Here is a 19,594-nt window from a genome sequence, read left to right as displayed (position 1 = left end):
CAGCTGCCGTTCGCCGTCAGCGAGACCGGCTCACGGGGCCCGGTGCAGGACCGCGCTCGATCGTACCGGGAGGACCTGACGGGTTGTTTTTGACCTGACAACTCATGCTCCTTATGCTTCGATCCGCTTCGTCCTCCCGGGCAGTGCCCGGCCGCAGCCCGGGAAGGGACCTTCCATCAGCGCGCCCACCACTCCACGGTCCGTCAGCCGCAGGCGATTCCTCACCTACCTGGTCGCCGCACCCGCCCTCGCGGTCGGCACCCAGCTGGCGGCCGACGCCGAGCCCGCCGAGGCGCTGCCCGGCATACCCGACCTCCTCGACCTGGGCGACGCCCTGATCCTGGCCGGACTGCCGACCTCCCACCTACTGGTACTGGAGGTCACCGCGGCGGGCCGGATCGTCCTGCAGCTCCCCCGGCTCGAGGTCGGCCAGGGCCTGACCACCGCGATGGCCGTGCTGGTGGCCGACGAACTCGACGCACGGCTCGGCGATGTGGACGTCCCCCTCGCCCCGGCCCGGCCCGAGCTGGTCTTCAACCAACTGACCGGTGCCTCCAACTCGGTGCGCTCGCTCTACGACCCGGTCCGGGCCGCGGCCGCCGCCGCGCGCGCCCGCCTGGTGACGGCCGCCGCCCGCCGCTGGTCCCTGCCGGCCGGCTCGCTGCGCACCCAGGACAGCGCCGTCCTGGCACCCGACGGCCGCAGCGCCTCCTACGCCTCGCTCGCCGTCGAGGCGGCCGCCGTACTCGTCCCCGCCGTGCCCGGCACCCCGAAACCGCCTGCCCAGCAGAGGCTGGTCGGACAGGGCACCGGGCGAATAGACGCCCGGGACATCGTCACCGGCAAGGCCAAGTACACGGGTGATCTGGACATACCAGGCGCCGTGCCGACCGTGGTCTCCCGTCCGCCGACCATCAACGGCACCGTCCGCTCCTACGATGCCACCGCGGCGCTCGCCATGCCGGGTGTGCTCGGCGTGGTCCGGATACCCACCGGTATCGCCGTCCTGGCCGAGACCTTCGACCAGGCGATGAAGGCCAAGGCGGCAGTCCAGGTCACCTGGCAGCCGGGACCGCTGGCCGCACTCTCCGACGAAGACATCCGCGGCAAGCTGCGTGCCGCCCAACCTCCTTTCCTCATACCCCCGTTGCTCACCCGGCATGTGGACGCCGAGTTCGACTTCGCCTTCGTCAGCCATGCACCGATGGAGGTGCTCACCGCCGTCGCGGACGTCCGCGCGGACCGGGCCGAGCTGTGGTTCGGGGCGCAGGCGCCGATCGTCGCCCAGCAGGCCATTGCCGCCGAGCTCGGCCTGCCGCTCTCCGCCGTGACGCTGCATGTGGTGCGCGGCGGCGGCTCGTTCGGGCGGCGGCTGTTCCACGACGCCGGCCTTGAGGCCGCACAGATCTCCAGGGCCGCCGGGCGTCCGGTCAAGCTGATGTGGACCAGGAACGACGACGTCCGGCACGGCCGGATGCGCCCGGCCAGCCACCACCGGATCCGGGCCACCCACGCACTCGGCCAGGTACTCACCTACGAGCACCGGGTGGCCACCGTGCAGACCGACTTCCGGCACGGCCTCGGCGAGGCGCTCACCGCCGCCGCCTTCGACCTGTCGGTTGCCGGGATCACCCTCTCCCAGGCGTTCTTCCTGCTCACCGAGAAACTCCCCTACGAACTCGGTGTGAGCACCCAACTGCTCGCCGAGGTACCACTGCAGATGCACACCGGCAGCTGGCGCTCGGTCTACTCGGGCCTGGTCAGGGTGGCCGACGAGATCATGGTGGACGAGCTGGCCCGCACGCTCGGCCAGGATCCGGTGCTCTTCCGCCGCAACCGGCTGCCGGATGCCACCGGACGGGCCGTCCTCGACAAGCTGGCCCAGGCCGGTGGTTGGGGCCGCGACCTGCCCGCCGGACATGCCCAGGGCATCGCCTTCCACGCCGAGCACCGCTCCAGCGTCGCCTACCTGGTCGAGCTGGACGCCACCGACCGTGCCGACCCCAGGGTCACCAGGGCCGTCGCCGTGGCCGACGTCGGCCGAGCCGTCAACCCGCGCGGCCTGGAGGCCCAGCTGATGGGCGCCCTGATGGACGGCATCTCCGTCACCCTCCAGGCCGGTCTGCACATAGACAAGGGGGCGGTCCGGGAGGGCAGCTACGCCGACTTCAAGTACGCCCGCCAGCGGCACAGCCCGCCCGAGTTCGAGGTGCACCTGATGCCGCCGAGCGGTTCACCGGGCGGCGCGGGCGAGCTCGGCGTCCCGGCCGCAGCGGCGGCCGTCGCCAACGCCTACGCCCGCGCGACCGGGACGTCGCCGCGCAGCTTCCCGATCAACTTCTGACTCTGCTTCCACTACCTCGATGGATGGTCAACCAGCCTTGCCCAGCTACCAGTTCGTCCTCAACGGCCAGTCCGTCACCGTCGATGCACCGGCCGACATGCCACTGCTGTGGGTACTGCGCGACAAGCTCGGCGTCACCGGCCCCAAGTACGGCTGCGGGGTGGGCGTCTGCCGCGCCTGCACCAGCCACCTGGACGGCGCGGAGATCCAGCCCTGCATGGTGGCCGTCCAGGACTGCGCCGGCCGCCAGGTCACCACCATCGAGGGCCTGGCGGACGGCGACCGGCTCCACCCCGTCCAGCAGGCCTGGCTGGACAACGACGTGGCCCAGTGCGGCTTCTGCCAGCCCGGTCAGATCATGACCGCCGTCGCCCTGCTGCGCCGCACCCCGAACCCGACGGACGCCGACATCGACCGGATCGAGAACGTCTGCCGCTGCGGCACCTACTTCCGCATCCGCGAGGCCATCAAGCAGGCGGCGGCAGGGCGGAATTGACGGTATGCCGGGAGAGCCGGCCTCTCAGTCCGCCAGGGGCAGAGCGTTCAGCTGGGTGTCGTGGCCGGCGAACAGGCGCTCGCCGTCGGTGCTGAGCGTCCACACCTGGACGCCGGGGCTGGAGTCGCGGAAGGTCCAACGAAGCCGACCGGTCCGGATGTCCACCGCGCAGACGCCCTCACTGGCCCCTCCCGGGACATAGAGGGTGTCACGCACCAGGACCGGCCGGCAGCGCAGGTCGAGGCGGAACGGCAGCGCGGCCGACCATCTCTGCTCGCCGCTGCGCGTCGCGTTGCAGGTCAGTTCACCCTTGTCGCGCAGGATCAGGACGTTGTCGTCGGCGGCCACCACCCAGAGGCAGCGCCAGGTGTCCCCCTGCTCCGGGGTGAGCGTCCACTCCGTGCCGCCGTCCGCGAGCCGGAGCACGTTCACACCGCCTGCGCCGGTCGCCAGGTAGACATGCCGGTCGTCCGTGCCACGTATGGCAGACAGTTCTCCCACCGGGACGGACCACTGCCGCGAGCCGTCGGCGGCGTCCAGCGAGACCATTTCACCAGCGGCGCTGCTGGCCAGCAGGCGATGGCCGGGGGCCGGGGTCAGACCCCGGAGCCCGTTCGCGTCCGGGCGGGCCCAGAGCAGTCGGCGGCTCTCCACCGCGACGGCGAAGACGCTGGACTTCCGGTCCGGCTGCGCGCGCCACATCCCGCCGTAGAAGGGCCGTGGCCGACCGGCCGGGTCCCATCGTGCTGGTCGCCCACAGCCTCGGCTGCGTCACCGTCGCCCACTGGGCTGCAGCCCGCACCCGTACGGTCCACGCCGCGCTGCTCGTCGCCCCGGCGGACATCGAGACCGCCGAGGTGCCGGAGCTGGTCACCTTCCGGCCGATCCCGCTGCGGCCACTGCCCTTCCCGAGCCTGCTGGTGTCCAGCAGCGACGATCCGTGGTGCTCGGCCGACCGCGCCCGCCGGTTCGCCGACGGCTGGGATTCGGCGTTCGTCGACCTCGGCGCGTACGGGCACATCAACTCCGACTCCGGGCTGGGTGCCTGGCCCCAGGGCCGCGAACTGCTCACCCGCCTGCTCACCGACGCCGCCCCCGGGCCCGGCGCCGGGCCTGACGCGGGGCCTGACGCCGGTTCCGTCGCCGGCTGACGGGACATCGGTGCCGGACCGGCCGTCCCGGGTGCCCGACCGGGTGGGTAGGGTGACACAGACCTGGTGCAGACCTGGTACAGACCTGGGACCGGCCGGCGGGCCGGCCCCGCACCGCCGGGTACCGGCCGGGCACCGGCCCGGAAAGCTGCTGAACGGGAGTCAGGGTGACGGAGCACGCGAGGGCCGAGGAGCACGGCACGCTGGCAGAGCTGTTGCTGGAGCGCCCGCCGATGGCTCGCGAGCTCCCCGGCTTCGCGACCGACCGGCTGCCCGCCAACCCTGCCGAACTGTTCGGCGAGTGGCTGACCGGCGCGTTCCACGCGGGGGTCCTCGATCCACAGGTCGTCACCCTCTCCACGGTGGACACCGATGGCTGCCCGGACGCCCGGGTGCTGGTCCTGCGAGGTCTCGATGTGCCGGGCGCGGGCTGGGTGTTCGCGGCCGACGCCGACAGCGCGAAGGGACGGCAGCTGGCCGCGCGGCCCGGGGCGGCGATCTCGGTGTACTGGCCGCTACTCGGCCAGCAGGTCCGGGTACGCGGTGTGGTCGAAGCGGCGTCGGCGGAGGACTCGGCGGTCGACTTCCTCGACCGCTCGCCCTGGTCTCGGGCCGCAAGCCTCGTCGGCCACCAGAGCGAACCGCTCAGCTCCCTCGACGCGTACGACAGCGCCGCACGGGAGGCCCGGCAGCGTCTGGAGGCCGACCCGAAGCTCGTCGCGCCGGGCCACACCGTCTACACCCTGCGGGCCCGGGAGGTCGAGTTCTGGCAGGGCGACGCCTCCCGGCGCCACGTCCGGGTCCACTACACCCGCAACGAGGTGGGGGCCGCCCCGAGCGCCTGGTCCCGGACACTGCTCTGGCCCTGAGCCGAGTCCACCGCGCTGCGGCCAGGGGGCCGGGAGAAGAGGCTGTGTGACCACGGTCACCTCCGACGGCGTGCCGGATTTCTGTTATCGGACGCCGACCATCGGGTCTCCTACTACGACAGGGCAGAACGGACAGGCCGACGGAGAAGGTGAACCACACGATGGACAGGGACTGCGGCGCGGCAACAGTGGTGCAGGCGCAGGCCGGTGACCGGCACGCCACGGACGAACTGATCGGCAGCCACCTCCCGTTGGTGTACAACATCGTGGGCCGGGCGCTCTCCGGGCACCCTGACACCGACGACGTCGTTCAGGAGACCATGCTCAGGGCCGTGGACGGTCTGCCCTCGCTGCGCGAACCGGCCAGCTTCCGCTCGTGGCTGGTCGCGATAGCGATGAACCAGATCCGCCACCGCCACCAGGCCGCCCAGACGCAGCAGGCGCACACCACCGTGCCCGGCGTCGGCGGGTACGGTTCGGGGACGTACGGCGTCGGTGCGCACAGCCCCGGCGGTGGCGAACCGGCCGACCCCGGTGCGGACTTCGTGAACCTGACCATCGTCCGGCTCGGTCTCTCCGGCCAGCGCCGTGAGGTCGCGGAGGCGACCCGCTGGCTGGACGACGACGACCGCGAGCTGCTCGCCCTGTGGTGGCAGGAGGCCGCCGGTGAGCTCAGCCGCGCCGAACTGGCGGGCGCCCTGGGACTGTCGCCCCAGCACACGGCCGTACGGGTACAGCGGATGAAGACCCAGCTGGAGACAGCCCGGGTCGTCGTCCGGGCTCTGACCACCACGCCGGGCTGCCCGCAGCTCGCCGAGGTGACCGCGTCCTGGGACGGTGCACCGGCGGCCCTGTGGCGCAAGCGGATCGCCAGGCACGCCCGGGACTGCATGCTGTGCGCACAGCACCAGGACGGCCTGGTCCCGGCCGAGGGCCTGCTCGCGGGTCTCGCCCTGGTCCCGGTCCCCCACGGCCACCCCGCCCTCCCGGCCGCCTTCTCGGCCCGGTTCTCCGCCGGCCACCCCGCCGCCGGCCACCCCTCCGCCGGCCGGCCTGCCGCCGACTGGTCGGCCCCTGCGCAGTCGGCCGGTTCGCCCATCACCACGGCCGAGCGACCCGCCACCCCCGTCAGCCACCGGGCCGGGCAGCACGCCGGGCGCCGCCACCGGGTACAGCCGAAGCGGCGCCGCCTCCTGCTGACCGCACTCGGCACGGCGGCCGTCACCGTCGCCGCGATCGGCGTGGTCGCCGCCGAGCAGGAGCAGCAGCCCGCCGCACCGACGCCCCAGGCCGATGCCCTCGCTGCTCCCGCGTCGGCCCTCACCACGCCCGTGATCGCCCCCGCGCTCCCGTCCACGGCCGATCCGTCGGCCTCCGCCTCCGCCTCGTCGGCACCTTCCCCCACGGCTTCGGCGACGCCGTCGCCCGCCGCCAGCACCGCCGCCCCCTCGCCGACCCGGACGGCCACCCCGCGCCCGGCCAGCCCGAGTGCGAGCCGCTCCAGCACCACGGCCCGGTCGGCGCCGGCACCGACCTCGATATCGCAGCAGGTCATCGACCTGGTCAACACCGAACGCGCAACAGCGGGTTGTGCCCCGGTCCGGGACAATGCCAAGCTGCGGGCCGCCGCACAGGGGCAGTCGGACGACATGGCGGCCCGTAACTTCTTCGACCACACCAACCCGGACGGTGCCGGTCCGCAGGCCCGGATCGAGGCCGCCGGTTACCGCTGGAGCACCTGGGGAGAGAACATCGCGCGCGGCCAGAGCGACGCGGCCGCCGTCATGGACACCTGGATGCACAGCCCCGGCCACCGCGCGAACATCCTCAACTGCGCTTTCACCGAACTCGGCGTCGGCGTCCACCAGGGCAGCGGCGGCCCTTGGTGGACACAGGACTTCGGCGCCCCGAGCTGATCCGCTCCACGGCAGCGGCGATCCCGGCTTCTCGACAAATGGGCTTGTCGATCATCCGACAACCGCGCAGGATCTCGCTTATGGAACAGCCCGCCGAGATCATCAGTCATGACCAGGTTGTACTGCGCCGTTGGCGCGCCGACGACGCCGAGACCATGGACCGTCTGGTCACCGAGTCGATGGCTCATCTGCTGCCGTGGATGCCCTGGGCAGCCGGGCACGACTTCGATTCGGCGGTCGGTTACACCAGCCGCAGCGAGCAGGAGTGGGCGGACGGCGATGCGTACAACTACGCGATCACGGCGGGCGGTGAGGTCGTCGGCAGCTGCGCCCTGATGCGCCGGGTCGGCCCCGGCGGGGTGGAGATCGGTTACTGGATCCACCCCGCCTGGACAGGGCGCGGCCTGGTCACGATGGCCGCCGCCGCCCTGGTCGGCGCGGCTTTCGCACTGCCCGACGTGGAGCGGGTGGAGATCCACACCGACGTCGCGAACACCGCCAGCGCCGCCGTCGCCCAGCGTCTGGGCTTCATCGAGCGCGAGCGCCACCCGAAGCCGGAGGGCCCCGCCGCCTCCGGCGAGGCGGGTGTCGAGGTGGTGTGGCAGCTCTCCCGCTGACGGCACCGGAACAGGTCCTAGCCGACCTGGGTGATCGGCAGGTAGAGCCCGCGCAGGCGCAGCAGCGGCATCGGGTGGCGGGTGAGGTTGGACATGACGGTCAGATCGAGAGTCAGATCGCCGCCGTCCTGGGGCTTGATCCGGTCGAACCACCGTGTCACGGCCGAGGCCCAGACGTCTGCCGAGACCTGGGCCCGCACCTTGAGCACCGCCCGGGCGGCGTAGGCGTTGGAGAGCCGCTCGAGCAGCTGCTGGAGGAACACCGCCCGGGCTTCCGCAGGGTCCGCCGACTGCTGGTCCGCGAAGACCGGCACCAGCCAGCCGCGGATCGTCTCGGCCAGCAAACCCTCACCCCACCTCACCCCACCTCGCCCCTCACACCCCCCGGCAGCCCCCTCCGTCGACTGCCCGCCTGCTACACCCGGGAGATTTCCGCATACCACTCCTTCGAGTGATTACTCGTGTCCGTAGCGTTTAGCTGGATCTACGAGCAATAGTCTTCCGCCGACGAACCTTCTTCCCATCGGGTCCAACCCCCAAATGTCGGAGGCAGCATCCAGATGCTCGACGAAATCGTGCGTGCCGCGATCCATCCCGCCATCGGAATCGCGCGGGTCGGAAACTCGCTGGAGGAATATTTCACCGCCCCCGAAGTGCCCGACCCCCAGCCGAAGGAGCCGGGTTTCCACAAGGACGCAGCCGGGGCCGTCAAGCGCGAGGTGGCGCGCTTCCGGGTCTACGGATACAACGCGCAGGGCCAGGTCGTCGCCGAACTCACGCCCGACAATGCCGACATCCGGTGGACGGCGCACCTGGCGAACAAGAAGTCCGCGTGGTACCAGTTCCAGCTCGCACTGGACATTCCGGATGCCGCACTCGCCAAACCGGCCGAGCTGCGCAACAAGGAGATCACCGGGGATCTCCGGAAGGACCTGATCATTGATCCGGGCCCGATCAGCATCACCGGCAGGAACATCTCCGGCCCGGATTTCCATTTCCGCAACGGCACTTTCATGGGGAAGGAGGTCTACCTCGGCGAGCTGCGTACCGACGAGGACGGCCGCCTTCTGGTGTTCGGCGGCTTCGGCCAGTCGGCCTCCTACAACGGCAAGCCGGTGACCACATACGCCAACAACGAGGGCTGGCACGACGACACCGGCGACGGCCCAGTCACGGCAACCGTCACCCTCGGGGACCGCGAAGTGCCGGTCGATCCCGCATGGGTGCTCGTCGGCCCGCCGAACTACGCGCCGGCGCTGAAGGGCATCCGTACCCTCTACGACCTCCTGTACGACGTGTTCGTCACCACCGGATCGCTGCCCTTCCCGGCGAAGGTCTCCTTCACCCACCACATCGCACCGGTGCTGCGGCGCTTCTGCGACCACCAGTGGGTCAACCAGGGCTTCGCCGGGTACTTCGGGCACAACGGCCTGGGCCATTTCACCACCCCGGAGATGCTTGAGCGCCTCAGCAACAACGCCCCCGCCCGCCGGGCGCTGCGCCGTCAGGTGTTCAACGCACTGCGGAACTTCGAGCGCGACGGCGGCTCGCCCGTCCCCTGGCCCTGGCTGTACGGGGACGGGATGGCCGTTCCGCCGCGTACGCCACTTCAGCACATGGCGTTCTCCCCGACCCAGTACCGGATGTTCCAGTACTGGGCCGACGGGGAGTTCGAGGACGACTGGGCCACGGCCGGAGCCATCGGGCCGGCGCCCGACCTCGACAGTGTCCCCCTGGGCGAGCAGCCCGCCGCACTGGACCGCGCCGCGCTGGACTTCTGCCTCGCCGATGCCTTCCACCCCGGCTGCGAGGTCACCTGGCCGATCCGGCATCCCTCCATGTACATGGCTCCGTTCCGGATCCGCCACCGCTCTCCCGAGCAGCCCGAGCCCTCGTACGGAACGGTGCTCACCCCCGAGACGGCGCTGTCGGTGAACGGCCCGCTGTACGCCCAGGCGCCGGGCGACCTCAGCCGGTGGATGGCCGTGCCGTGGCAGACCGACACCGCCAGCTGCCGCTCCGGCTACGAGCTGGCCCTGAGCCCGCGCCACGACCCGTATCTGCCCAGCTTCTGGCCGGCCCGCGTGCCCAACCACGTGCTCACCGAGGAGGACTACCGGGTGGTCACGAACGAGAGAAGGCCACTGACCGAGCGCATCGAGGCCTTCGAGCGGCGGGCCGTGTGGCTGCGCGGACTCCGCGGGCAGAACACCGACCAGCTCAACCAGATGATCGACGACTGGTACCGGCTCGGCATCGTCGAAGTGCGCGACGGGGCCCCGGACTTCCCCGATCGGATCCAGGTGGAGTCGACGCCGTCCATCGATCTGACGGGCATTCCTCTCACCCAGAACCTGGTGACCCTGCACGTGCCTCAGGCGGCCGACCCGGCCATCGCATCGGTCGCCATCAACCAGGCCATCGCGGTCAGCGGCTACACCGCCGAAGAGGTGACGGCCGGCTTCATCGACAAGGTCGCACCCTTCCGCGACAACGTCTGATGCCGGACCGCGCCGTCCCGGGCGCCGAGAGCTACGACGTGGTGGTCGCGGGTGGCGGTCCGGCCGGTGCCGCCGCCGCACTGACCCTCGCCCGAGCGGGCCGGCGAGTCCTGCTCGCGAACGCAGGGACGGGGCCTGCCAAGATCGGGGAGGCGCTGCCGTCCGCAGCCCGGGTCCTGCTGCACGACCTCGGTGCGGGTGAACGGCCCGTCGCGACCGGCCACACGACCTGCTACTCCAACCTCTCGTCCTGGGGATCGACCGCGCTGGGCTGTGTGGACTTCATCCGCGACCCCAACGGGCCGGGCTGGCACCTCGACCGCCGACGGTTCGACCAGTGCCTGCGCGAGGCGGCCCGCACAGCGGGCGTCCAGCTGGCGGAGGGCACCGCGGTCCGCCCGAAGGAGCGGCACTCGGACGGCAGGTGGGTACTCGCGCTGCGCGGGCGGGGCTCGGAACGGGTGGTTCGGTGCGACTGGCTGGTGGATGCCAGCGGCCGCAGCCGGGCGATCGCCTCCCCCGGCGGGGCCGGCCGCCGCCGCACCGACCGGCTGCTCGCCACCTGCCTGGAGCTGGCACCCGCCCCCGCCGTCCGAGCGGCCGACACCTCCTCGCTCGTCGAGTCCACCGCAGACGGCTGGTGGTACACCGCACTCCTGCCAAGCGGTCGGCGTCTGGTGGCGTACTTCACCGACGCCGACCTCGCCTCACCCGCACTGCTCAGCCGCTCGGGTCTGTGGCAACTGCTCCGGCAGACCAGGTACATCACCGACCGGGCGGACGCCCATCCGTTGCCCGCCGACGCGGTGCCCAGACGGGCACCCGCCCACTCCTCCCACCTCGACACCCCCACGGGCGCGGGCTGGATCGCCGTGGGAGACGCTGCCACGGCCTTCGACCCGATCTCCTCCCAGGGCATCCTCACCGCCCTCTACACCGGGATGGCCGGAGCCTCGGCCGTCCATGCCCACCTCAACGGCGACGACGGCGCCCTCGCCTCCTACCGCAGCAACGTCGCCGCGCTGCTCGCGGCGTACCGGCGCAACCACCACGCGGTGTACGCCCTGGAGCGTCGCTGGGCCGACCGGCCCTTCTGGCAGCGCCGACACACCTTGCTCCCGCACATCACCCGAAAGGAATCCGTATGACCACCCGTCACGACCACGACCACGAGGACCCCTCGGTCCACTCCTTCATCCTGGCCGGCCGGGAGGCCGTGCACGGCTACCACCTGGCCATGTTCGGCATGGCCGAGCACCGCTACCAGGTCGTGGTGAAGTACGACCTGCCCACCGACATCATCGACACCTACCTCAAGGACCAGGCGGAGCACCCCAACAGCTTCCACGCGGTGCGCAACACCGAGGACATGGTGCTGCCGCCGATCGGTGACGGATCGGTCACCGAGTACCCGGCCCGGCTCGACCGGGTCACCCAGACAGGAAACGGCGAGGACCGGATCTGGGAGCCGATCTCGGGCGGTTTCACCGCACGGATCGAAAAGGTCCTGAACTTCCGCCGGTTCAGTGAGGAGGACTTCCCCGCACACCTCACCTATCTGATCTACGGCCAGGGCGACGAGGCCCATATCGCGCACCGCCTGGTCAAGCGCCCGCACTTCGAACAGATCATCACCCTTCAGCGAGTGCCCGACGGTGTCACCCGGGAAGACCTGGCGAACGCCGTCGAGGTGACCATCCCCGCCGTCCCCGACAACGGCCACGGCGGCCAGCCCTGGACCACCAGGCCGCTGCCCGGCCGCTCCTACGACGCCCTGCTCCATCGCGGCTCGGCCAAGCCTGTGCCGATCACGCTCGCCCTCCGCGACGAACGCTGGTGGAACGCCACCACCCTCAACGCCTGAAGCCGGCGCCCCTTCGGTGATGGCGCGAAGGGCCGGTTCGCACACGTTCCGCGACCGGCCCAACAGTTGGCGAGACACGAATCACCCACCCGCAGGAGAGGCTGAGATGAATTCTGCGAACAACAGGAGACAGAACAACAGGAGGCACCCGTGACGGGCATCAGCGCCGCCGCACAGGCGCTGCGGGAGGCCATGGCTGGCAACGCGGGGCCGGAGGCGACCGGTTGGACCGGGTCCTTCGACCTGCCCCCGGCCCCACGAGAGGGCGCGTCAGTACTTGTCCTGGGCGCCGGCATCGCCGGCCTGACGGCGGCCTACGAACTGAGCAGCCTCGGCTACCGCTGTACGGTCCTCGAAGCGCAGAAGCGGGTCGGCGGTCGCAACCGCACCGCCCGCAACGGGGACAGGCTCTACGAGATCGGCCCGACCGGGGAGCCGGTCGAGACGCACAGGTGCGCCTTCGACGACGACCTGTACCTCAACCTCGGCCCGGGCCGTATCCCGTACCACCACCGCCGGGTGCTGAAGTACTGCCGCGACTTCGAGGTGGACCTGGAGCCGTACATCATGGAGACGACGGCCAACCTGGTCCGTCTGTCCAACGGCAGGTCGACGCGGTGGCGCAACCGCCGGGTCGCCAACGACACCCGCGGCCACCTCGCGGCGCTCCTCGCCGAGACCCTGGTCGAAAAGGACGCGTTCACCGGGCAGTTGCTCGACCTGCTGCGAGTCTTCGGCCCGTTGGACGAGAACGGCGACTACCACGGTTCCACCCGGTCCGGGTACTCGGAGGATCTCGACGTCCACGACTTCCCGAAGCCCGCACCGCCGCTCGGCTTCCAGGAGCTGGTGGAGTCCGAGTTCTGGAAGCAGCACTTCTACCAGCCGGCCGACTACCTGTGGCAGGCCACGATGTTCCAGCCGGTCGGCGGCATGGACAAGATCGTCGACGCGTTCGCGGAGGAGATCGAGGAGAAGTTCGGCGAGATCATCAAGCTCAACGCCCAGGTCACGGCGATCACGCTCCCCGAGAAGGGAGGTGTCGCGGTCGATTACACGCTTGACGGCAAGGGGTGCAGCGAGGTCGCGGACTACTGCGTCAGCAGCATCCCACTGCCGGTGCTCCTGGACATCGACCTGCTCAACTTCTCGCGGGAGTTCAACGAGGCGATCCGGACCGTGGGCTTCGCGAACACCTGCAAGGTGGGCTGGCAGGCCAACGAGCGGTTCTGGGAGTACTACCCGGACATGATCTACGGCGGCATCAGCTGGACCGACCACAACATCACGCAGATGTGGTACCCGTCCAACGACTACTTCTCGGAGAAGGGAACCCTGACGGGCGCTTACAACTTCGACGACGAAGCCGTCAAACTCGGCAACCTGAAGCCCAAGGAGCGCCTCAAGGACGCGCGCAAGGGCGCCATCGGGCTGCACCACCAGTTCAAGGACGAGGACATCGTCCCCTCCGCCAAGGGCGTCTCCATCGCCTGGCACAAGGTCCCCCACCAGCTCGGCGGCTGGGCCGCCTGGGACCCGCGGAACGCCCACCACATGGTGGCGTACAAGCAACTGCTCCAGCCCGAGGGCGGTGACCGCTTCTACGTGATGGGCGATCAGGCGTCTCCCCTCCCCGGCTGGCAGGAGGGCGCCATGATGTCGGCCCACTATGTGATCGGGCAGATGCTCGGGATCGTCCCGCTGGCCGCTCCCGAGGTCGTCCAGGTCCCGGACTCGGTCGCCCTCACCCAGGGATCGAGCTGAGCCAGGCGGCTGGACACTCCCGTCGGGGATGGCACGCCTTGCGCGCCATCCCCGACTCGCCTCCGGACGGATCAGCCGAAGGCCGCGATGTTGCGCTCGGCAGCGTCAGCTACTCGTTCTACGGGGACGGGCGGTTGCGACGCCGGGTACCTGGGCCCCAAGTTCAACGGACGTCGTCCGCGAGCTCCAGGTCTTCGACGGCCGAGGCCGCGTGCTCCTGCTGCGGCGGTGGTCCTGCTCGCGGCGGCGGCCGTGCTCCTCGTACGGAGCAGGCGGTCCCGGGCTGCGTGGTGCAAGCTGCTGAGAGCGGGCACCACCGTCGAGCCGCTTCAACCGGACGAACTGCGAAGGGCGATCATGAGTGCGAGGGACCCGGACAGCGGGAACACCAGGGCCGAGTCGGCGACGAGCACGGACGCCACCGATGCCGGCGGTGCGCCGTTGTCGGGGTGTGCGGTGCTGGTGACGGGCGCGTCCAGCGGCATCGGGGCGGCCACCGCCCTGGCGCTGGCCCGGCAGAGCGCCTCCGTCGCCCTGGTCGCGCGCCGCACCGAGCGACTGGAGCAACTGGCCGGGGCGATCCGGGACCAGGGCGGCTCGTCCGTCGCCCTCACCGCCGACCTCCGCGACGCGGCGCAGGCGCGTCAGGCCGTCAGGGACGCCGCAGACCACTTCGGACGGCTGGACGTGCTGGTGAACAACGCCGGTTACGCAGCGCTGCACACCGTCGAGGAGAGCGACCCAAAGGACTGGGAGCGGATGGTCGACCTCAATCTCAAGGCCGTCCTGCACACATCGCAGGCGGCGCTGCCGCACCTGCTGCGCGCGGCGGCGGACGGCCCGCGCGGGGTCGCCGATCTCGTGACCGTCAGCTCGGTCGCGGGCCGGGTGGTGCGGAAGAACGGCGGCGTCTACTCGGCCACCAAGCACGCGGTCGGCGCGTTCAGCGAGGCCCTGCGCCAGGAGGTGACCGGGCGAGGTGTCCGGGTCGGGCTGATCGAGCCGGGTGTGACCATGACGGACATGGCAGCCGGCGTCGGGGCCGCTTCCTTCCTCGGCGTGCCGCAGGAGGCCTGGCTTCGCGCCGAGGACATCGCCCGCTCCATCACCTTCATGGTCACCCAGCCCCCGCACGCCGCGATCAACGAGATCATGGTGCGCCCGACGGCACAGGAAGCCTGACCACCGGCTCCCGGTGACCCTGGGTGAACCCTCCGTTGGTGCAGCACCACCCGCACCGACACCTGATCCGTAGTAGGACGGACGCAACGGGTGTCGCCATGGGACGGAGTGACTCTGGATGAACATCGTCGTCGACCTCAATCGCTGTCAGGGGTACGCGCAGTGCGCGTTCCTGGCGCCGCAGGTGTTCGAGATGCACGGCGAGGAAGCCCTGATGTACCTGCCGGTGCCTCCGGAGGACCAGCTCGAACGGGTCCGGCGAGCCGCGGCGGCGTGTCCGGTACAGGCCATTCTCGTCGGCGAGGAGGCGGGCGCCGATGTCCGGTGACCTGCGCGACGGACGGATCGTCATCGTCGGCGCCTCGCTGGCCGGGCTGCGCGCTGCCGAGACACTGCGCGAGAAGGGCTTCGCCGGCTCACTGACCCTGGTCGGAGAGGATCCCCGTCCTCCGTACGACAGGCCGCCGTTGTCGAAGCAGGTCCTGCTCGGACGGGTGCCCGCGGAGGACACCGGGTTGCCGCTGCGCCGTCCGGTGGACGCTCAGTGGAAGCTCGGTGTGCGCGCCACCGGCCTCGATCCGATCGAGAAACGGGTGCTCCTCGCCAACGGCGAACAGCTGCCCTTCGACCGGCTGCTGATCACCACCGGCACCCGTGCCAGGCCCTGGCCGAACCCCGCCGAGGCTGCCCTGGACGGTGTGTTCACCCTGCGCACCAGCGAGGATGCGGGCCGAATCGCCGAGCGCCTCGATGCCGGACCGCGACGGGTCCTGGTGATCGGGGCCGGGTTCACCGGCTCGGAGATCGCCTCCGCCTGCCGGGAACGCGGCCTTGACGTCACGGTCGCCGAGCGCGGTCCCGCGCCTCTGGTCGGCGCACTCGGCGGGTCGTTCGGCGCGCTCGCCGCGAAGTTGCAGCGCGCGCACGGAGTGGATCTGCGCTGCGGGGTGACGGTCACCGCCCTAACGGGCAACGGCCGACTGACCGGCGCCGAGCTCTCCGACGGCAGCCGGATCGAGGCCGACATCGCCGTGGTCGCCCTGGGCGCGATCCGCAACACCGAGTGGCTGGCCGAGTCCGGGCTCGCCGCGGGCCCGCGCGGGCTGGCCTGCGACGCGGGGTGCCGCGCCTTCAACATGTACGGGATCGTCACCGACGACGTCTTCGTCGCCGGTGACGTGGCCCGCTTCCCGCACCCGCTCTTCGAGTACCAGTTGCTCTCCCTCGAACACTGGGGCAACGCGGTGGAGCAGGCCGAGGTGGCGGCCCACAACATGGTCAGCCCTGGGCCGCTCCGGCGCCCGCACCTGGCGGTGCCGGCGTTCTGGTCCAGCCAGTTCGGACTCAACATCAAGTCTGTCGGCGTGCCCACCTTCTCCGACCAGGTGGTCCTCGCCCAGGGCTCGCCGAAGGAGGCCCGGCTGGTCGCCGTCTACGGCTACCGGGGGCGGGTCACCGCGGCGGTGAGCGTGAACCAGGCCAAGTCACTGGAGTACTACCAGCGCCTGATCGAGACGGCAGCGCCGTTTCCGCCCGAGCCGGTCGGCACCGACCGCCCCGAGCCGATGACCCCCGTCCCCTCCGACGTGCCGGACCCGGCGGTGCTCTCGCACGGTCCGACCGTCGCCCTCACCGGTCATCTGCCGGACCGGCGCCTGACCCTGGTGCGGCGCTGATGCCACCGTCACTCGCTAGCGATGAGGAGCCGCCGAGCATGGCTGCTGACACCCTGTTCCACCGGATCACCGACTACGCCAACCGCGCCGACCCGTATCCGCTGTACGCCGAGCTCCGCGAGAGCGGAGTCACGCGTCAGCAGGACGGCAGCTATCTGGTCGGCGCCTACCACGAGATCGCAGCCCTGCTCCACGACCCGCGGATCAGCTCCGACCGCCGCAACCGCACCGCTGCGGACGCAGCCGCCACCTGCGAGGAGGACCTGCCGGTCTCCTTCATCGCCATGGACGATCCCGAACACAACCGGCTCCGCCGCCTTGCGATGCGGCCCTTCGGCCCGCCCCACACCCCGGGCCGGATCGACGCCATGCACGGCGAGATCGCCCGGATCGCCGACGAGCTCATCGCCGGTCTCCGGGGCAAGGACCGGATCGACGTCGTCGACGACTTCGCCTACCCGCTCCCCGTCACCGTGATCTGCCGGCTGCTGGGTGTACCACGCGAGGACGAGCCCCGGTTCCACGCCTGGACGCAGGAGATCATCGCCAGCTTCGACCCCACCCCCGGGGAGGACCTCGCGGAGCGCCAGCGCTCAGGGCTGGAGTCCCGCCGGACGATGGGCCGCTACCTCGGGGAACTCGCCGAGAAGCGCCGCGGCCACCCGTCCGACGACATGCTCTCCGCGTTCGTCAACGACGAAGGCCCCGACGGACGACTCACCCAGCCGGAAATCATGGCCACCTCCGTGCTGCTGCTCATCGCCGGCCACGAGACAACCGTCAACCTGATCACCAACGGAGTGCTCACCCTGCTGCGCCACCCCGAGGAACTGGAACGACTGCGCCGCCGACCCGAGTTGATGCCCAGGGCGGTGGAGGAGCTGCTGCGCTACGAGCCACCTGTCCAGATGCTGCCGCAGCGCTCGCCGCTGGCCGACATCGAGGTCCTGGGCACCACCGTCCCCAAGGGTGCGCCGCTCATCCTCGTGCTCGCCTCCGGCAACCGCGACCCACTGCGCTTCCGCGACCCCGACCGCTTCGACCCGACCCGAGAGGACAACCGGCACCTCGGCTTCGGCAGTGGCGTCCACAGCTGCTTCGGCGCTCCGCTCGCCCGACTGGAGGTGCAACTCGCCCTGACGACGCTCATCCGGCACCTCGACAATCCCCGCCTGGTCGAGGACCCGCCCCCTTACCGGCGCAGCCCCGTCCTGCGCGGCCCGCGTCACCTGCCCATCGAGCGCGATACGACGGGCACTTGAGCCCGATCGGGCAGTACCGGGCGTGACCGGCCGGACTCTCGACCGCCTGCTGCGGAGGGTTGTGGCCGACATCGCGTTACTCATGAGTAAGTTTGGCTGATCATCGTCTCGCCAGGGCCGATGACATGTCCATATGCTCCGGATCACCGCACCGGATGGGTGCCGCTGTGGCACCCGCGGTCTGATTCTGATGGAGCACCACATGACGCGATCCCACCGCACCGGCGGACACCGCGGCCGACACCGGACGACAAGCACCCTGCTTGTCACGGCACTTGCCCTCGGCGGCGCCCTCACCGCGGATCCCGCGTCAGCAGCCCCGCGGCCCGGGGCCGCCGCCACGACCATGGCCGCCGCCGCGTCGTCGTTCCGCCTGGCCGACATTCCGATGAAGGACGGCGTCGTCCTGAAGGCCGACGTCTTCACCCCCGCCGCGGGCACGCCCGGCGCCGACCGGCAGGGCCGCTACCCCGTGGTCGTACAGCCGGCCAGTTGGGGGCAGAACGACCTGGAGTACATCGCCCAGGGCAAGCAGCTCGCCGCCGCCGGCTACGTCGCCGTCACCTACACCGTGCGCGGATTCTGGTTCTCCGGCGGTGAGATCGACGTGTCGGGGCCGACCGATGTGGCCGATGTGTCCTCGGTCATCGACTGGGCGCTCGCCCACACTCCGGCCGACCCGCAGCGCATCGGCATGGTCGGGCTCTCCCTGGGCGGCGGGCTGACCCTGATGGGCGCCGCCTTCGACCCCCGGGTCAAGGCGGTGGCGGCGTTGAGCGGCTGGGGGGACCTGGCCGACTCGCTGTACAGCGGGCAGACCAGACACCTGGAGGCCGCCGCCCTGCTGGCCGCCATCCAGGCGCCCACCGGCCGCAAAAGCCCGGAGTTCGCACGGATACTGGCCGACCTCTTCGCCGACCGCGACCTTCCGGAGGTCGTCAAGTGGGCGCAGACCAGGTCCCCTGCCACCTACGTGGATCGGATCAACGCCCATGGCACGGCCGTCTTCCTGGCCAGCGCCTGGAGCGACAGCATCTTCAACCCCAGCCAGATCACCGCGTTCTACCAGCAACTGACCGGCCCCAAGCGGCTGGAGCTGCGCCCCGGAGACCACGCCACTCAGGAGCTGACGAGCCTGCTGGGGCTTGACAACAAGACCTGGGCGAGCGCACGGAGTTGGCTCGACCAGCACCTCAAGGGCACCGAAGGCACCGGTGATCAGGGACAGCCGGTGCAGCTGGAGGTCCGGCCGACCGGCGCGCACGAGGGCTACGCCAGCTGGCAGGCCGTCAGCTCCAGGACGGACCGCCTGCGGCTCGGCGGCCCGAATCTCCTGGGCACCGGGGCGCTCGGCGGCACCGCCGGGACCGGCTGGCAGACCTCTGTCGTCGGTGGCACGGATTCGGGTGCGGACGGCGGTGTCGCCGAACTCTCCGGGGCGCTCGACCAGGTCGCCGCCCTGCCGCCGACCGTCGTCGTCCCGCTGCTGCCCCGGTCGGCCGGCGCCGTGTGGCAGTCGGCGCCGTACCCGGCCGAGCAGCAGATCCGCGGCGGCGCGCGACTGCACACGACGGTCACCGCGTCCGCCTCCCAGGGCACGGTCTTCGCCTACCTCTACGACGTGAACGCCCTCGGCGTGGGGAAGCTGATCTCGCACGCCCCGCAGAGCTGGTCGGACAAGGAGCCGGGACGGGCCTTCCCGCTGGACGTCTCGCTGTTCAGCACCGCGTACGACCTGCCCGCCGGGCACCGGCTGGCGCTGGTCCTGGACACCAAGGATCCGATGTACGGCGGCCTCACCCCGCCGGGGAGCAGCGTGACGTTCAGCTCCAGCCCGGCCGACCCGTCCGAGCTGGTTCTGCCCCTGCGCTGACGGATTTCCGGCTTTCGCCGACATCAAGCCCCTGAAATCGCCTCGCCAGGGGCTTTAGTGGCCCGGGTCACATCACCGC

Annotated in this window: 16 protein-coding genes and 1 pseudogene; 15 read left to right on the top strand and 2 right to left on the bottom strand. The window is 71.0% G+C overall.

The features are described from left to right. Positions 1–175: 175 nt before the first annotated feature. Both P3T39_RS34050 and P3T39_RS34045 read left to right on the top strand, forming a co-directional pair. Positions 176–2,344 (top strand): molybdopterin cofactor-binding domain-containing protein, encoded by a 2,169-nt coding sequence (locus P3T39_RS34050; RefSeq protein ID WP_280703159.1) that lies wholly within the window; start codon positions 176–178, stop codon positions 2,342–2,344. 37 nt (positions 2,345–2,381) lie between these two features. After that, positions 2,382–2,840 carry a 2Fe-2S iron-sulfur cluster-binding protein gene (locus P3T39_RS34045; protein ID WP_280703158.1) on the top strand — a complete coding sequence of 153 codons (459 nt, stop codon included), beginning with the start codon at positions 2,382–2,384 and terminating at the stop codon, positions 2,838–2,840. Between the two features lie 24 nt (positions 2,841–2,864). Here the strand turns inward: P3T39_RS34045 and P3T39_RS34040 are convergent, their stop codons facing one another. Further along, entirely contained in the window at positions 2,865–3,542 is a 678-nt protein-coding gene (locus P3T39_RS34040; RefSeq protein ID WP_280703149.1) for a PQQ-binding-like beta-propeller repeat protein, read from the bottom strand. Between the two features lie 14 nt (positions 3,543–3,556). On the opposite strand from P3T39_RS34040, the pseudogene P3T39_RS34035 reads away from it, so the two are divergent. From P3T39_RS34035 to P3T39_RS34020, 4 genes and pseudogenes are all read left to right on the top strand, one after another. Next, a pseudogene (locus tag P3T39_RS34035) lies at positions 3,557–3,991 on the top strand (alpha/beta hydrolase); the annotation flags it as partial. Between the two features lie 167 nt (positions 3,992–4,158). Then, positions 4,159–4,860, top strand: coding sequence for a pyridoxal 5'-phosphate synthase (locus P3T39_RS34030; protein ID WP_280703148.1), 702 nt, complete (start codon positions 4,159–4,161; stop codon positions 4,858–4,860). 161 nt (positions 4,861–5,021) lie between these two features. Further along, positions 5,022–6,776, top strand: a complete 1,755-nt coding sequence (locus P3T39_RS34025; RefSeq protein WP_280703147.1) for a sigma-70 family RNA polymerase sigma factor — start codon at positions 5,022–5,024, stop codon at positions 6,774–6,776. A gap of 80 nt (positions 6,777–6,856) precedes the next feature. Then, complete coding sequence (locus P3T39_RS34020) at positions 6,857–7,393, top strand: GNAT family N-acetyltransferase (RefSeq protein WP_280703145.1); 537 nt, start codon at positions 6,857–6,859, stop codon at positions 7,391–7,393. A gap of 17 nt (positions 7,394–7,410) precedes the next feature. On the opposite strand, the gene P3T39_RS34015 is transcribed toward P3T39_RS34020, so the two are convergent. After that, complete coding sequence (locus P3T39_RS34015; RefSeq protein WP_280703144.1) at positions 7,411–7,737, bottom strand: hypothetical protein; 327 nt, start codon at positions 7,735–7,737, stop codon at positions 7,411–7,413. A gap of 216 nt (positions 7,738–7,953) precedes the next feature. Here P3T39_RS34015 and P3T39_RS34010 point away from each other — a divergent pair, with 216 nt between their 5' ends. The 9 genes from P3T39_RS34010 (at position 7,954) to P3T39_RS33970 (ending at position 19,515) form a co-directional block, all read left to right on the top strand. Further along, the gene (locus tag P3T39_RS34010) at positions 7,954–9,894 is read left to right on the top strand and encodes a LodA/GoxA family CTQ-dependent oxidase (protein ID WP_280703143.1); all 1,941 of its coding nucleotides are present in this window, start codon (positions 7,954–7,956) and stop codon (positions 9,892–9,894) included. Next, positions 9,894–11,042 (top strand): tryptophan 7-halogenase, encoded by a 1,149-nt coding sequence (locus P3T39_RS34005; RefSeq protein ID WP_280703142.1) that lies wholly within the window; start codon positions 9,894–9,896, stop codon positions 11,040–11,042. The genes P3T39_RS34010 and P3T39_RS34005 overlap by 1 nt, the downstream gene beginning before the upstream one ends. Further along, a complete protein-coding gene (locus P3T39_RS34000) occupies positions 11,039–11,758 on the top strand; it encodes a hypothetical protein (RefSeq protein WP_280703141.1) in 720 nt (239 codons plus the stop codon). The genes P3T39_RS34005 and P3T39_RS34000 overlap by 4 nt, the downstream gene beginning before the upstream one ends. 150 nt (positions 11,759–11,908) lie before the next feature. Next, a complete protein-coding gene (locus P3T39_RS33995; RefSeq protein WP_280703140.1) occupies positions 11,909–13,522 on the top strand; it encodes an FAD-dependent oxidoreductase in 1,614 nt (537 codons plus the stop codon). Between the two features lie 357 nt (positions 13,523–13,879). Then, positions 13,880–14,704, top strand: a complete 825-nt coding sequence (locus P3T39_RS33990) for an SDR family NAD(P)-dependent oxidoreductase (RefSeq protein WP_280703139.1) — start codon at positions 13,880–13,882, stop codon at positions 14,702–14,704. A gap of 118 nt (positions 14,705–14,822) precedes the next feature. Beyond that, a complete protein-coding gene (locus P3T39_RS33985; RefSeq protein ID WP_280703138.1) occupies positions 14,823–15,032 on the top strand; it encodes a ferredoxin in 210 nt (69 codons plus the stop codon). Further along, on the top strand, positions 15,022–16,380 hold the full coding sequence (locus tag P3T39_RS33980) for an FAD-dependent oxidoreductase (RefSeq protein WP_280703137.1): 1,359 nt from the start codon (positions 15,022–15,024) through the stop codon (positions 16,378–16,380). Before P3T39_RS33985 ends, P3T39_RS33980 begins: the two co-directional genes overlap by 11 nt. A gap of 38 nt (positions 16,381–16,418) precedes the next feature. Continuing rightward, complete coding sequence (locus P3T39_RS33975) at positions 16,419–17,642, top strand: cytochrome P450 (protein WP_280703135.1); 1,224 nt, start codon at positions 16,419–16,421, stop codon at positions 17,640–17,642. A gap of 202 nt (positions 17,643–17,844) precedes the next feature. Next, complete coding sequence (locus P3T39_RS33970) at positions 17,845–19,515, top strand: CocE/NonD family hydrolase (protein WP_280703134.1); 1,671 nt, start codon at positions 17,845–17,847, stop codon at positions 19,513–19,515. The last annotated feature ends 79 nt before the right edge of the window (positions 19,516–19,594 follow it).

The organism is Kitasatospora sp. GP82 (assembly GCF_029892105.1).
Lineage (GTDB): Bacteria > Actinomycetota > Actinomycetes > Streptomycetales > Streptomycetaceae > Kitasatospora.
Note: the sequence above shows the minus strand (reverse complement) of the source record. Positions and strands in the feature narration are given on the sequence as shown.

What these genes read in the sequence shown, in the direction of transcription:
- P3T39_RS34040 (WP_280703149.1), bottom strand. Translation starts at nt 3,542, where the DNA reads ATGTGGCGCGCGCAGCCGGACCGGAAGTCCAGCGTCTTCGCCGTCGCG.
- P3T39_RS34025 (WP_280703147.1), top strand. Translation starts at nt 5,022, where the DNA reads ATGGACAGGGACTGCGGCGCGGCAACAGTGGTGCAGGCGCAGGCCGGT.
- P3T39_RS34020 (WP_280703145.1), top strand. Translation starts at nt 6,857, where the DNA reads ATGGAACAGCCCGCCGAGATCATCAGTCATGACCAGGTTGTACTGCGC.
- P3T39_RS34010 (WP_280703143.1), top strand. Translation starts at nt 7,954, where the DNA reads ATGCTCGACGAAATCGTGCGTGCCGCGATCCATCCCGCCATCGGAATC.
- P3T39_RS34005 (WP_280703142.1), top strand. Translation starts at nt 9,894, where the DNA reads ATGCCGGACCGCGCCGTCCCGGGCGCCGAGAGCTACGACGTGGTGGTC.
- P3T39_RS34000 (WP_280703141.1), top strand. Translation starts at nt 11,039, where the DNA reads ATGACCACCCGTCACGACCACGACCACGAGGACCCCTCGGTCCACTCC.
- P3T39_RS33990 (WP_280703139.1), top strand. Translation starts at nt 13,880, where the DNA reads ATGAGTGCGAGGGACCCGGACAGCGGGAACACCAGGGCCGAGTCGGCG.
- P3T39_RS33985 (WP_280703138.1), top strand. Translation starts at nt 14,823, where the DNA reads ATGAACATCGTCGTCGACCTCAATCGCTGTCAGGGGTACGCGCAGTGC.
- P3T39_RS33980 (WP_280703137.1), top strand. Translation starts at nt 15,022, where the DNA reads ATGTCCGGTGACCTGCGCGACGGACGGATCGTCATCGTCGGCGCCTCG.
- P3T39_RS33975 (WP_280703135.1), top strand. Translation starts at nt 16,419, where the DNA reads ATGGCTGCTGACACCCTGTTCCACCGGATCACCGACTACGCCAACCGC.
- P3T39_RS33970 (WP_280703134.1), top strand. Translation starts at nt 17,845, where the DNA reads ATGACGCGATCCCACCGCACCGGCGGACACCGCGGCCGACACCGGACG.